Here is a 14174-nt window from a genome sequence, read left to right as displayed (position 1 = left end):
CACTTTATTTAGAAAATGCTGGCATGACTTCATTAATCATACGTTCAAGAGAAGCTTTTTTACGCTCAAAACTCATACCGGTATCAATCCAGAATGAATATTCGTCATAACCCATTGCTTCATAGGCTTTAAGTCGATCAATAACTTCTTGTGCTTGACCAATCACATTGTTTTTACGCATTGCTTCAGCGGTATAAAATGGATGTGCTGCAATTTCTTCATCAGACAGTGGCGCAATCAAACCTTGGTTGATGTCACGTTCATTTTTGAACCATGCCCCAAAATAGTTGTAGAACACATTCATTTCATTGGCAGCAACTTGTGCATCTTCTTCGCTGTCTGCCACATAGGTATGACGCAATAACATGATTTCTGGGCGTTGCACGTCTTGGAATTTTTCACAAGCGCTGTTGAAATGCCCCATCAGTTTTTCAACTTCTTCGTCACCTAAATGCAGTGGCGTCACTTGCACATTACAGCCATTTTGTACGGCAAATTCGTGGCTATTTGGATCACGCGCAGCCACCCAAATTGGCGGATTCGGCTGTTGTAGCGGTTGTGGCGCAGAGGTGGTTTTTGGGAATTGCCAAAACTCGCCATTGTGTTCGTAGTCGCCTTTCCACAGGTTTTTAATCGCTGGAATCATTTCACGTAAACGTTGACCTGCACTCCAAGCATCCATACCTGGGACCATGCGCTCATACTCAAATGAATATGCGCCACGGGCAATCCCCAGTTCTAAACGACCATCGGTGATGATATCAGTCATGGCCGCTTCACCAGCCAATTTAATAGGATGCCAAAATGGTGCTACCACCGTGCCTGTCCCTAAGCGAACATTTTTCGTCTTATTTGCCAAATCGACCAAATTCAGAAATGGATTCGGCGCAATGGTAAAGTTCATTGCATGGTGCTCACCCGTCCAAATCGTGTGCATCCCACCGCGGTCTGCAATCTGACACAGCTCAATCATCTCTTCATAAAGCTGTTTTTGTGTCTCTTGATCTGAAACTCGTTCCATATGTACAAATAATGAAAAACGCATGACTAAATTCCCTCTTTAACAATTTGACGAACTGTGCCGGTGGAGTGATTACCGTAATAAACACCATAGCTTTGAAGTTGGTTTTCTTTGCGATAGCGCATCAACATGCTTTGTAAAGCATTATCAATAAAGGTCAGTTTTTCAAGATCATTTAAATCGACAAACTGGCCTTTATGCGCTGTTGGTTCAGGGGTGTTACATAAAAATGCAATGTATTGTTGCTGGGTGGTGACATCATCATAAACAGAATAAATAAAGCTAGGTGATGCTTCTGGCTGATACGCAGCAAAGATCTTTTCAAGTGCTTTTTCCGCACCCTCTTTTTCAACCATCAAATGTGGTAATGTCCACTTCTGATCTGCATTTTGTTCAAGCAAAATCTGATTTTCATGCCCAATCACTGCCATCATCATGACTTTCATGCTAGAAATAACATCGGTTGATGATTTAGCTGGCGTAAAGTAAGCACCACGATAATAGCCAAGCCCAGCAAAACCAGAAGAATAAAAATTTTCAACTTTACCTATCAAGATGGCATGGTCGCCTGCATCCACCACTTGATGCGTGGTACAGTCAAACCAAGCACTGACACCATCAATCAATGGATTTTGATATTCACTTTTTGACCATGCCAACTGAGCAAAACGATCATCGCTTGGGCGGGCAAAGGTATTGGATACATCTTTTTGTTCTTCAGCCAAAATATTAATGGCAAAGTGTGATGCATCTGCAAAGTTATTATAATTGCTCGATGTCTTGGCAATGCTCACTAAGAGCAAGGCTGGGTCCAAAGACACCGAAGCAAAAGAGTTGGCGGTAAAGCCCAATGGCGTTCCATCATCTTTACACGTGGTCACCACAGTGACACCTGTCATGAATGATCCAAAAGCATCCCGTAATTCACGGATTTTATTCACTGCGTCCATTTCGCTCATTTCAATACTCCTTCAATCTCTGGAACACGTTAGGGGGTCGTTTGCAACCACGCTTGCATGGCCTGATTTACTTTTTCAGGGGCGGTGAGATTCACCATATGCCGTTCATTTTCAATGACGATTGCTGTTCCATGTTGCGCTTGATTTGCCATTTGAATGGTCATTTCAGCGGTTGAGTTTGGATCATCCGTTCCAGTTAAAACTAATGCTGGACATTTAATGTCTGGCCAATGATCTGCATAAACCAAGTCACCGCGTGCAAAGGCACTGTAAGCTGTGGTGTATCCAGACATATTTACCTGTTCAAGCCACGATTTGACTCGTTCAGATGCGATTTTTTCAATTTCACTTTCACCAAACCAGCGTTGTAATGGCGTTTCGATATCCAGATGACCACCTTTTAAGGCTTCTGCACGCTGAATCACAGCGTTTCTTGCAGCATCGGTACGTTTATATACACCATTTAAAACTGCCATACGTTTGATTAAATCTGGTCGAGTGACACTGACACCGGTGGTAATCAGTGATCCCATTGAATGTCCAGCCAAATTCACTGGCCCAAGATTCAACGCAGTAATGCACTCAATCGCCCAATCCACAAAATCTTGCAACTGTGCATCTGGTGCAAGCGCAGTACTTTGCCCATGACCTGGCATATCCAGTGAAATGACATGATAGTGTTTGGAAAAATATTCAATTTGAGGATACCAAGCTTCAGCCTGCATCCCCACACCGTGAATGAGAACCAAAGGTTCTCCTTCACCTTGCTCAAAATAATGAGCTGTACGATTATTTGACAGCTGCAGGGTTTGCGAGATCATGACCTAATTCCTTTAAATCTTGATAACGGTCACCAATACGATGGTGAGGACGACCTGCAGTAGACGCAGCAATCACAACCACTAATTCATCTGCTGCTGGTGCATCAGGAATCGCAAACTGAACGGTTAGATAATGTGAACGACGACCTTCATCATTTTTGTCCATCATCGGCACTAAGATCGGCGCATTGGCTGGACCACGTGTGTTGTTAAATGCCAAATAAGATTTCGCACCTACTGCACTACGGTAGGTATTACCAAAATGTAAGGTGTGAATCAATGCAGATGCATGTTCGAGTTCGCCATCTAGACCAACCACCGCAGATTTACCAAATGCTTCAACTGCTTCGCCAGAACCAATTTCGTCAATGATCATTTTGGTTAAGTGCTTGCTGAGTTCAGGCGCAATGCGGCGGATTTCAGGTGAAAGATCTTCAACATATCCTTGTCCTGCCCATGGGTTTTTAAGCACCGCAGCAGCAGCAACCATCTTTAATGGTGTTGGGGCATCTTTGCCACCATCGACATAAATTGTTTCTACATGCAGTACTGTTTTTCGAATTAGGCTCATGGATTTTCCTCCCTTGTTTTCATTCAATATAGAACACAATATTATGGTATACAATACTACCAACTACTCATTTACGCTTTTTTTTGCTAAAATTGGCTGCTATAAATGTAACCAAAAATTATATAAATACAGTTTGAGTGAGTAATGAATCTTGAATCTAAAAATTGAGCAACCTCCAATTACCCTCAGGGAAATGGCATTGACCAACCTGCGTAATGCCATCATTACCGGCTATTTTCCTGCGGGGAAACGTTTAGTTGAACGGGTACTGTGTGAAGAGTTAGGGGTAAGTCGCACCGTGGTTCGTGAAGCCATTCGCTATTTAGAAGCAGAAGGATTGGTCGAAACCCTTGCCAATAAAGGCCCAATTGTTTCAGTACTGAACTGGCACGTGGCACAGCAAATTTATGATATCCGCTTGTTGTTAGAACAAAGTGCGGTCGCTGACTGTACCCAAAAACTCGATGATACGCACAGTCAAACTCTGCGAGCGCATTTGCAAAAACTGCACGATGCTTTTGAAGATGGAAAAATGCAGGACTTACTCAGTGTATCGCGAGAGTTGTACCGCTTTATTTTTGAAGTAGCCAACCACGATATCGCATGGGAAGTGGTTGAGCGCTTGAACGGTCGTATTAGTCGACTTCGTGCCATGACCATCAATTCACCACATCGTGCAGTGACGGGTTATCAACGTATTTGCACCATTGTCGAAGCGATTTTAGAAAAAGATGTTCGTGCTGCGAAAGCGGCTGTTGCGGCACATCTGCATGAAGCATCTAGCATTGCTCAACACATTCTTGAAAGCCAATCGCAAGACGCATAAGTCTAAGGAGTTAGATATGACCGCTTACTGGATCGCACATGTGACCGTACATGATATGCAACAATATCAAGAATATATGAAACTTGCCCCTGCGGCATTTCAAAAATACGGCGCAAAATTTCTGGCGCGTGGCGGTGAGTCTATGTGTATTGAAGGACAAGCCTATCAACGTCATGTCATTATTGAGTTTCCAGATTTGGCAACCGCACACCAATGCTATGACTCTGAAGAATACAAACAAGCGCGTTTGGCCCGCGAAGGCTGTGCCGAGGTGATGATTAGTTTTGTTGAAGGTTTGCCTACCCTCTAAGCCAATTCTTCATTTCAATGCATAAAAAAGGACAAATATCGTGAATGATATTTGTCCTTTTCAGTTGATCTATCCATGCTTTTAAAGCATGGATAGATCGATTGATACGCCCGCAAAACTACAACAAGCCGTCTATCCCCACAATTTTGCCATCAAACTCTTGAATCGCATCCTGTAGCACCTCCCACAGATACAATGCTGCAGCACGATCGCACAAAATATTAAACTTTGTCGCCTGTTGATCGCTGACATTAGTAACCATGGCATTGATCCGTGCCACAGAAGTCTGTGCAATTTGTCCCACTGGAAATACTTCTGGGCGCAAATCCACCGCACACAACTTTGCCATGATTTCGGCAATATGCGCACTACTAACCAGAATCCATGCGTGGCTGTCTTGTCTTGTCAGTAAATAATTGGCACGTTCATCCATCTGCCAAGCTTGTTCCAATTGACTGACGCGCTCGCCAAAATCTTTGAGCGATCCGAGCACACAGTATTCGGTCAATGACAAACGCATCACCCAACAACCATCGTCTTGTTGTACTGCTTGATTGGGTTGCTGTGGTAATTCAAAGCCATGCGCGCTGAGATAAGCCGCAGCGTCTTGCCCTCGAAAGCCAACGCGGGATAAATTGGTCAAATCGACCATACGACACGCGGCTGTTGTGTCATTTGCAGCAGAACCGCCTTGCAAAAAACGTTTCCCCGAAGCAAAGGTTTGATACGCAACTTGTGATCCACCGATTTCAATCGGACTGCGTTCAGCCTGATATAATGCTTGCATGCTTAAATCTCCTGACGTTGGTTTTGTGGATCATAGAATGGGGCTTTGACAACCGTCGCCTGAACCACGGCACCTTTTTCCACACGGATCGGAAACTGTTGTCCCACTTCGCTTTGTCCAATGCCGACATAAGCCATACCAATAATCTTGTCGAGCGTTGGTGAATATTCACATGAGGTAATGTTTCCAGAAATATCACTTCCTTCCAGAACAATATGTCCCTCCAGTGGTTTTTCCTGTGTTTTATCCAACACGAAGGACACCAATTTACGTTTTAACGGTTGTTGTTCGAGGATGGCAATTGAGCGTTTCCCAACAAACCAAGGCTTGCTACGTGCGACCGCCCAACCTAAATCTACTTCTTGTGGATGGGTCATGCCATCGGTATCTTGACTAATAATGATGTGACCTTTTTCCAAACGTAATAACCGCTGGCTTTCAACACCAAATGGCTTGAGATCGAATGCTTGACCTGCTTGCATTAAATGATCCCACATAAATTGACCATAGCGTGCCGGAAAGTGGATTTCATAACCCAACTCACCGACAAACCCCACCCGTAGCATACGCACAGGAATCCCTTGAATTGTTCCTTCTCTAACGCCTAAATACGGAAAGGCTTCATTTGAAAGATCAATATCGTGACAAATCGTCTGCATTAGCGCACGTGATTTTGGTCCTGCAATGTTGACGGCTGCAAGTGCCGTGGTCACATTGGCAATATCAATACTTAAACGCCATTGGGCATTCCATTTCAGCATTTGTTGGTAAATACGGTCGACACCACCGGTGGTTGCAGTCACATAAAAATGGTTGTCACTGAGTCGAGCCGCAACACCATCATCAATGACGACACCATGTTCATTCGACATTACCGCATAACGGGTTTTCCCGACTGGCAATTTGACAAAACCAAAGGTATACAAACGGTTGATAAATTCAGCACTGTCTGGCCCGCGAATATCTAAACCGCCCAGTGTCGATACATCAATGATGCCGACTTGGTTGCGCACATGTTTCACTTCATTTTCAATATGTTTTAAACGATTGGCAGCATCACCATAAAATGCTGGACGTTGCCAGTTTCCTGCAGGCATCATGCTTGCACCTGCTTTTAAATGCTGTGCATGCATTGGCGTTTGACGATACGGATCAAAACTACGCCCAGCCACATGCGCCAATTTTTCTACGGTAAACGGTGGACGTGCTGTGGTGACACCAGTTTCACTCACGCTGCGCTGGGTCGATTTTGCTACCAAACGTGCAGTCGGTAGTGCAGAATGCCGACCTTGCGATGGTCCCATGCCGACTGTGGAAAAGCGTTTGACCAATTGCACATCGCGGTAACCACTTTTCGTGGCATTGACAATATCGCGAATCTGCAAATCTTCATCATAATCGACAAATTCCTTGCCTTTAGGATGAGCAAAGATTGGCCATGGGAAATTGACGCGCATTTGTTTTTCCACAGCATCTAAATTTGGCTGCGCATCTACGGTGTGTTCTAAGGCAGATTGTGCTGCCAGCGTTCCCGTGTTTTTAGCATGTTGAATCACTTGGTTGATGTCATGCACGCCTTTGACCGAACCTGTCACGTGCAAACCTTTTGGTAATCCCGAAAGATTAAACTCAGCGCTATGGTCGTCATAGCTCAGCTTGCCACCCGCCTGACACAACAGTTGATACACTGGCATATATCCAGAAGACATACACAGCACATCGCAATCGAGTTTCTTTCTGTCTTGCGCGACCTGACCTTCAGAAACAATTTTACGAATATCAACACCGGTCACACGATGCATGGTTTTATCATGCAACGCTTCATAGACGGTACTGCCCAAATAACATGGGATGTTTTTCTCTTTTACCGCACCATAAGCCGCTTTGTTCTGTGGCACTTCACGCAAATCCACCACCGCAGCGACGTGTATACCAGCCTCTAGCAAATCTAATGCAGCCAAATAACCATCGTCATTACCGGTCAAAATGACAACTTTTTGTCCAGGTTTCACGGCATACAGCTTAATCAGACGTTGTACCGCACTGGTTAAAATCACACCCGGTAAGTCATTATTTCTAAACACAACCGGTTGATCAAAACTACCACTGGCCACGATGCATTGTTTAGCACGTACTTTGTACATGCGTTTACCTTGAATGACAGGTAAATAATGGTCGGTAAACCAAGCATTACACACCGCTTGCGTCATGACTTGAATATTTGCATGCGCATTCACCGCTTGGATAAGTTGCTCACGCAGTTGTTCAGCTTTTTTGCCTTCAACATCAAAACGTGCATAATTCAAACTGCCACCGAGCATTTTTTCTTGCTCGACCACGAGAACTTTTGCACCTTGTTCCGCTGCAGATAATGCAGATTGCAAGCCTGCAGGGCCACCGCCTACGACGACGACATCATAAAATAAATAAGCTTTATCGTAATATTCGGGTTCAAAGTTGAGATCTAAAACCCCTAAGCCTGCTTTTTTACGAATTAAAGGCTCCCACAGTTTCCACACGCCTTTCGGTTTGTAAAACGCACGGTAGTAAAAACCAACCGGCATAAATTTGGAAAATTTACCTAAGAAAGCATCAGAGTCTTTCAGCAATGAACCAGAAAAGTTTTGTCCACTGGCGCGTAGCTGAGATTTAATTTCAGTGGTATCTGCCAAAACATTGGCTTCTTCGGGTAATTGAATCAGGGTATTGGCATCTTGACCCGCCATAGTCAGCGGTGCACGAGGACGATGATATTTAAACGAACGTGACATGACCCAACGTTGATTGGCAATCAACGCACTGGCAATGCTATCACCTGCAAAACCGGTATATTTTTGTTGATCAAATTCAAATTCAATCGTTTGGCTACGATCAATCATGCTGCCATACGGAAGTGGAAGTCGTTGTAAAGCTGAATCACTCATGTTAAAGACTCCTTCACTGCTGCAGAAGATGCACGAGATTCGACTGCTGAAAATTCTACACGCTTGTTAAAAATTTCTTTGGGATCAAAGGTTCTGATGATTTCATCGGTGACAGTATGACGCTCTGCAATAAACCAATAGCTGCTTGGCGTATGCATCCACCATTCCAACACTACCCCTGCAATATTGTCGGTATTAAACACATAATCCGCCCACTCTAAATCCGTACAGCTATTCTGATCGGGCATGGTTTTAAACTCACCGCCATAGGTAAATTCGCTGATATTTCGTAGCCCATTCAAAGGACAAGGCATCATTTTCATTTCATATGCTCCTTAATGGCTTGCCGCAGTCGCGCCCATTTCATTGACTTGTTGGAAGCGACTAAAACGTGACAACTCAAATGGCTTAATTAAATCGGGAGTGCGGCCTGTCGCTACCATTTCTGCCATGGTTTTGCCGCAGATTGGTGTGGCCTTAAAGCCCCATGTGCCCCAACCGGCATCTAAGTAATAATTGTCATATGGAGATTCACCCATGATTGGACTATAGTCAGGCGTCATATCGGTCATTCCCGCCCATTGACGCATCAGCTTGGCATTGGCCATAAATGGGAACATTTCAACGGCATGTGCCAATAAACTTTCTTTTAAGTCGAGGGTCGAACGGGTGTTATACAAAGGATATGGGTCAGAACCACCGCCAAAAACAATTTCGCCACGACTGGTTTGCTGCACGTAGCAATGCAATGCAGACGAACTCACCAGAGGATCGATAAACGGTTTAAACGGTTGTGAAACCATCGCTTGTAACGGATAAGTATGAATCGGCGCACGAATATTGAGTTTATTCATTAACAATGACGATGCACCGGCAATCGCTTGCACTACGCAACCGCACTGAATTGTGCCGCGATTGGTCTTCACTGCTGTGACTTTATTGCCTTCCACCACAAAGTCTTGTACTTCAGTCAGTTGATGAATCTCCACACCACGTTTGGCTGCTTCTTTGGCATACCCCCACGCCACCGCATCGTGCCGCGCGGTGCCACCATCGATATGCCACAAACCAGCCAATACGGGTATATGCGCAGGGTCCAAATTCAAACAAGGCACCAATTCTTTAATTTGCTGACGATCGATCATTTCGGTACGTCCACCAAAATGTTTATTCACTTCAGCACGCTGACGAAAGGCACGTACAGTTGAATCGGTATGTGCAAGTGTGAGTTGTCCACGCTCGGAATACATAATGTTAAAGTCAAATTCATTCGATAAGCTTTTAAACATTTGCACCGATTCGGCATAAAACTTGACGCCTTCAGAAGTCAAATAATTGGAACGAATCACAGCGGTATTCCGTGCGGTATTGCCGCCGCCTAAATAGGCTTTTTCTAATACGGCAACATTACGAATGCCATGATATTTTGACAGATAATAGGCAATTGCCAGACCATGCCCACCGCCACCAATAATTACAACATCATAACGAGATTGAAGTTCCTTCGGCGGTGGCAAATCCACTTCCACAGGATACTCATCACTTAATCCATACTTCAGTAGACTCAAAGGCATGGTGTATTCTCCGCGGCGTGTTCGAACGCCTTGTCATCATTTATATATTTGGATACTGCAAACGGACTGCCTGCAAGGTATTTTTCATTAAGTAAGCAATGGTCATTGGGCCAACGCCACCGGGTACAGGAGTAATCGCGCTGACCATCGGTAAAGCATCTTCAAAATCGACATCGCCCACCAAACGGGTTTTTCCATTTTCAAAAATTCGATTAATACCCACATCAATCACCACTGCATCGGCTTTTAAATACGATGCATCGACCATATTGGGTTTGCCCACCGCCACAACCACAATGTCTGCCTGCTGACACACTTGTCCGATATTGCGGGTTTTGGAATGCACAACCGTCACGGTACAATTTTCTTTAAGGAGTAATGCTGCCATCGGCTTACCGACAATATTGGAACGTCCAATCACCACCGCATGCAAACCACTCAAGTCAGAACCTAAGCTATCTTTGAGCAAACGAATGCAGCCTGTTGGGGTACATGGGGTTAATACATCACGCCCCTGACTTAAGCCGCCGACATTTTCACTATGAAAACCATCAACATCTTTTTTAGGATCAATCCGCTCTAAAACACGCGTTTCGTTAATTTGGGTTGGCAATGGCAGTTGCACTAAAATGCCGTGAACACTGTCATCTGCATTTAAGGCATCAATCTTCTCAAGCAAGGCATGTTCATCCAGATCGGCCTCAAAACGAAACTCGAGTGAACGAATACCCACAAAAGCTGCTTTTTGCACTTTATTGCGTACATAGACCTGACTTGCCGGATCTTCACCCACTAAAACCACCGCTAAACACGCCTCAATGCCTTTGGCTTTAAAGTCATCCACTTCTTTTTTGACTTCTTCCAACACCGTTTGGGCAATGGCTTTACCATCAATTATTCGGGCATCGGGATGTTGTAATAAAGTTAGACTCATTTGAACACCACCGTACGACCGTCATTTAAAAACACACGATGTTCTACAAAGTATTTCACCGCTTTAGACAAGGCCACGGTTTCGGTATCACGTCCGACAGAGACCAAATCCTCTGGCATATAGGCATGATCCACACGTTGCACTTCTTGCTCAATGATTGGACCTTCATCTAAATCACTGGTCACAAAGTGTGCAGTGGCGCCAATCAATTTGACACCACGATCGAAGGCTTGGTGATACGGTTTTGCGCCTTTAAATCCAGGTAAGAATGAATGGTGAATATTGATTGCACGGCCAGACAACTGCGCACATAAATTATTTGACAAAATTTGCATGTAACGTGCCAAAATCACTAATTCGGTTTGGGTTTCATCCACAATTTTGACTAATTCTTGTTCTTGTTGTTGCTTGGTTTCTTTGCTAACTGGCAAATAAATAAAACGAATACCTTCACGCTCAGCAACCGCACGTAAATCGAGGTGGTTCGAAACAATGGCAGTAATTTGAAAATCCAGCTCACCTTTATGATGGCGATATAATAAATTTAATAAGCAATGATCAAACTTACTTACCATGATCAACACTTTCATCGGGTTTTTCTTTGCGTAAAAATCTGCAGTCATCGAGAATTGTGCTGTCACCTCAGCAAACTTCTGTTTCAATGCCTCTAAATCCCCTTTGCCGTCATTGAAACGAAATACAATACGGCTAAAAAAACGTCCTGTAATTTCGTCATCGTATTGTGCCATCTCACTGATATAGCAATTGTTGCTAGCCAGGCAACTGGACACAGCCGCCACAATACCTGAAGCGGCAGGACAAGAGATTTTTAGAACATACTGATCGACAAGGTCGTTAGCCATGATATTTCCTCAACGTAGAGATCCAAGACACTTAGCGATGTAGTGAAAGAAATCTAAAGACACCGAAAAGTTTACTATTAGGAAACTTAATTTCCTTAAAGTAATTTATATAAGAATTTGGATAATCCGTCTAGTTATTTTGAAAATATTTTTCCTCTCAGAAAACTAATTTTTATTATATTTATCAATTAATTATATTTCTTCAGATGTGACTCGACACGGGAAATAGCATTTATGGTATTTCCCGTGCTTAAATGTGGATTAGCATAAAACTTCTACTTTGTGGTACTGCTTCAACTGTAAAAGTGAGTCAAATGGATTTTTAGACTGGCACAAATGATTGAGCTGCTCGTGGAACTGATGAATAAAAACGTCATTGCAGTTAATAATCCAACCTTTTACCGAGGCTGTTTCAATATTTTCCATATACAACTCGCAGGTTCGTTGTCCAATCAAGCGTATATTTTTGACTTTAAATACACTGGTTTCAATCATCCTCGCTCTCCTCTATGCAGGGTTTGTATTTATCTATTGAGCAAAGAATGTGCCATTTTTAAAAAGTCATTTTTTTCATTTACTTATAAAATAAAACTATTAAATATTCTTTATAGGAATTTTTTTTGCTTTAAATCGGCGCAATTTTTAACAGGATTGTCTAATTTTAATGCAAGAAAAATAGTCATCGACATACGCCATATTTTTAAATGTATTTTTTGCATTGGCTAAATTTTGACTTAAACAAAAAATCCCCCAAATGCGAAGCATTTGAGGGACTAAATTTAGACAGTCGATGTATTTACGATGGCATGCATTTTATTTTTAAAACATCTGCGATCCGTTGCTTATCTTTATACATACCGACTTTAAAATGCGATTCGCCTTTAATTCATTAAATCATCTTTTTTTGTTTCGCGAATACAAGCAAAGGCCAATAAAGACAACAGTGCCGCAGCACCCAAATAATATCCCACCGCAGCAATACCGTAATTTTGCGCAAGTTTGGTCGCAATTAATGGGGCAAAGGATGCGCCTAAAATACTGGCCAAATTATAAGCCAATGCTGAACCGGTATAGCGTACGGAAGTTGGGAAAATTTCCGACAAAATTGTTCCAATCGGCCCATAGGTTAAGCCCATGATACTTAAACCCGTGCATAAGAAAATTAAGACTGACAGTGCATGGTTGGCAACAAATAAGCTTGAGAAGCCAAAACCAAATAGAATAACGACAATACAAATGGCAATTGAGGTATTTTTGCGTCCAAACTTTTCTGCCAATTGAGCCGAAATTGGAATACACACCCCAAAACATACCGTGGCAACCAACTGCATTTTTAAGAACGCATCACGGCTATACCCTAATACGGTGGTGCCCCAATTCAATGCAAATACGGTCATTAAATAAAATAACACCAAGGTACACACCGTTGCTAAAGTGCCTAAAACAACTTTTGGCAAATGATGTGAAACGACTTCTTTAAATGGCGCTTTCGCGGCTTTTTGTTTTTCCAACACTTTTTGGAAAGCCGGCGTTTCATGTAGTTTTAAGCGAATATATAAGCCCAAGAAAACCAACAATGCACTGGCAATAAATGGAATTCTCCACGCCCAACGTAAAAAATCATCATTCGAAACTAAAGCGCCCAACAATAAAAATGAACCCGCAGCCAAGATAAAGCCAATGGGTGCGCCCAATTGTGGAAACATACCATACCAAGCACGTTGACCTTCAGGGGCATTTTCTGTTGCCAGTAAAACAGCACCACTCCATTCACCGCTCAAACCTAAACCCTGTCCTAAACGGCATAACGCCAATAAAATAGGTGCAAAAACACCAATTTGTGCATAAGTTGGTAATAAACCAATACACACCGTGGAAATGCCCATTAACAATAATGCAGCAACCAGCGTGGCTTTTCGACCAATCCGATCGCCTAAATGCCCAAAAATGGCCGCGCCAATCGGGCGTGCCACAAAAGCAATCGCAAAAGTCGCTAACGATTGCAATAATGCCGCGCTTCCGCTACTGGTTGGAAAGAATAAATGCGGGAAAACCAGTACGGCGGCTGTCGCATAAATATAAAAATCAAAAAACTCAATGGTTGTACCGACTAAACTGGCAAATAAAACCCGAACCTTAGAATTCGATTGCGCGGTAGACGCGGCATATGTTGTAGAGCTCATGGAAAGTATATTTCCTAAATATTCTAAATATGGCGCTATTTATACCGAATTAACGACATGAATAAAAACGATCTTTTCTCACCACAACATGAAAGAAATTCACCCTAGTCTTTTTAGCGCGGTTTATATCAATTTCTCAAGCAAAGGATTTTTTATAAGAATTTGATTTTCAAGTAAAATATGAAATATTATTTTTTATTTATTTATATAAATCAATCCAGTAAATAAATGGCTTATACCTAGAAAATGACTGTTTGTGATGATGCATTTAATGCGGATTGATCATTTTTGGCTTGAAAATGATCACCTCAAACTATCATTAAAAAAAAATTACAAAAATGATTGTAAAAACAACATTTTTCTTTAGAATTCAGAAAACAATTTATATCACACAGCAAAAA

The 14174-nt window shown here is 42.7% G+C and carries 14 protein-coding genes; 2 read left to right on the top strand and 12 right to left on the bottom strand.

The window, feature by feature from the left end:
• Window positions 1-4: 4 nt before the first annotated feature.
• From tgnB to I2F62_RS03055, 4 genes are read right to left on the bottom strand one after another with little or no spacing between them, the layout of a single operon-like run.
• Window positions 5-1045 carry a flavin-dependent trigonelline monooxygenase oxygenase component gene (tgnB, locus tag I2F62_RS03070; protein ID WP_324625554.1) on the bottom strand — a complete coding sequence of 347 codons (1041 nt, stop codon included), beginning with the start codon at window positions 1043-1045 and terminating at the stop codon, window positions 5-7.
• A 2-nt stretch (window positions 1046-1047) separates the two neighbouring features.
• The gene (tgnA, locus tag I2F62_RS03065) at window positions 1048-1980 is read right to left on the bottom strand and encodes a flavin-dependent trigonelline monooxygenase reductase component (RefSeq protein WP_324625553.1); all 933 of its coding nucleotides are present in this window, start codon (window positions 1978-1980) and stop codon (window positions 1048-1050) included.
• A 29-nt stretch (window positions 1981-2009) separates the two neighbouring features.
• Window positions 2010-2801 (bottom strand): (E)-2-((N-methylformamido)methylene)succinate hydrolase, encoded by a 792-nt coding sequence (gene tgnD, locus I2F62_RS03060; RefSeq protein ID WP_324625552.1) that lies wholly within the window; start codon window positions 2799-2801, stop codon window positions 2010-2012.
• Window positions 2770-3372 (bottom strand): amino acid synthesis family protein, encoded by a 603-nt coding sequence (locus tag I2F62_RS03055; protein ID WP_324625551.1) that lies wholly within the window; start codon window positions 3370-3372, stop codon window positions 2770-2772. The genes tgnD and I2F62_RS03055 overlap by 32 nt, the downstream gene beginning before the upstream one ends.
• 151 nt (window positions 3373-3523) lie before the next feature.
• Here I2F62_RS03055 and I2F62_RS03050 point away from each other — a divergent pair, with 151 nt between their 5' ends.
• Together I2F62_RS03050 and I2F62_RS03045 are read left to right on the top strand one after the other, a co-directional pair.
• Complete coding sequence (locus I2F62_RS03050; protein WP_324625550.1) at window positions 3524-4198, top strand: GntR family transcriptional regulator; 675 nt, start codon at window positions 3524-3526, stop codon at window positions 4196-4198.
• Between the two features lie 16 nt (window positions 4199-4214).
• A complete protein-coding gene (locus tag I2F62_RS03045) occupies window positions 4215-4508 on the top strand; it encodes a DUF1330 domain-containing protein (RefSeq protein ID WP_324625549.1) in 294 nt (97 codons plus the stop codon).
• Window positions 4509-4626: 118 nt separating this feature from the next.
• Here the strand turns inward: I2F62_RS03045 and I2F62_RS03040 are convergent, their stop codons facing one another.
• From I2F62_RS03040 to I2F62_RS03005, 8 genes are all read right to left on the bottom strand, one after another.
• Window positions 4627-5295 carry a sarcosine oxidase subunit gamma gene (locus I2F62_RS03040; RefSeq protein ID WP_324625548.1) on the bottom strand — a complete coding sequence of 223 codons (669 nt, stop codon included), beginning with the start codon at window positions 5293-5295 and terminating at the stop codon, window positions 4627-4629.
• A gap of 2 nt (window positions 5296-5297) precedes the next feature.
• Entirely contained in the window at window positions 5298-8219 is a 2922-nt protein-coding gene (locus I2F62_RS03035) for a 2Fe-2S iron-sulfur cluster-binding protein (protein ID WP_324625547.1), read from the bottom strand.
• Entirely contained in the window at window positions 8216-8542 is a 327-nt protein-coding gene (locus I2F62_RS03030; RefSeq protein WP_324625546.1) for a sarcosine oxidase subunit delta, read from the bottom strand. Before I2F62_RS03030 ends, I2F62_RS03035 begins: the two co-directional genes overlap by 4 nt.
• A 12-nt stretch (window positions 8543-8554) precedes the next feature.
• Window positions 8555-9793, bottom strand: coding sequence for an FAD-dependent oxidoreductase (locus I2F62_RS03025; protein ID WP_324625545.1), 1239 nt, complete (start codon window positions 9791-9793; stop codon window positions 8555-8557).
• A 40-nt stretch (window positions 9794-9833) separates the two neighbouring features.
• Window positions 9834-10727 carry a bifunctional methylenetetrahydrofolate dehydrogenase/methenyltetrahydrofolate cyclohydrolase FolD gene (gene folD, locus I2F62_RS03020; RefSeq protein ID WP_324625544.1) on the bottom strand — a complete coding sequence of 298 codons (894 nt, stop codon included), beginning with the start codon at window positions 10725-10727 and terminating at the stop codon, window positions 9834-9836.
• Complete coding sequence (purU, locus tag I2F62_RS03015; protein ID WP_324625543.1) at window positions 10724-11590, bottom strand: formyltetrahydrofolate deformylase; 867 nt, start codon at window positions 11588-11590, stop codon at window positions 10724-10726. The genes folD and purU overlap by 4 nt, the downstream gene beginning before the upstream one ends.
• Window positions 11591-11851: 261 nt before the next feature.
• Window positions 11852-12085, bottom strand: coding sequence for a hypothetical protein (locus tag I2F62_RS03010; RefSeq protein ID WP_324625542.1), 234 nt, complete (start codon window positions 12083-12085; stop codon window positions 11852-11854).
• Between the two features lie 386 nt (window positions 12086-12471).
• Window positions 12472-13773, bottom strand: a complete 1302-nt coding sequence (locus tag I2F62_RS03005) for an MFS transporter (RefSeq protein WP_324625541.1) — start codon at window positions 13771-13773, stop codon at window positions 12472-12474.
• Between the last annotated feature and the right edge of the window lie 401 nt (window positions 13774-14174).

The sequence above is a fragment of the Acinetobacter sp. MD2(2019) genome, assembly GCF_035615615.1.
GTDB lineage: Bacteria > Pseudomonadota > Gammaproteobacteria > Pseudomonadales > Moraxellaceae > Acinetobacter.
Note: the sequence above shows the minus strand (reverse complement) of the source record. Positions and strands in the feature narration are given on the sequence as shown.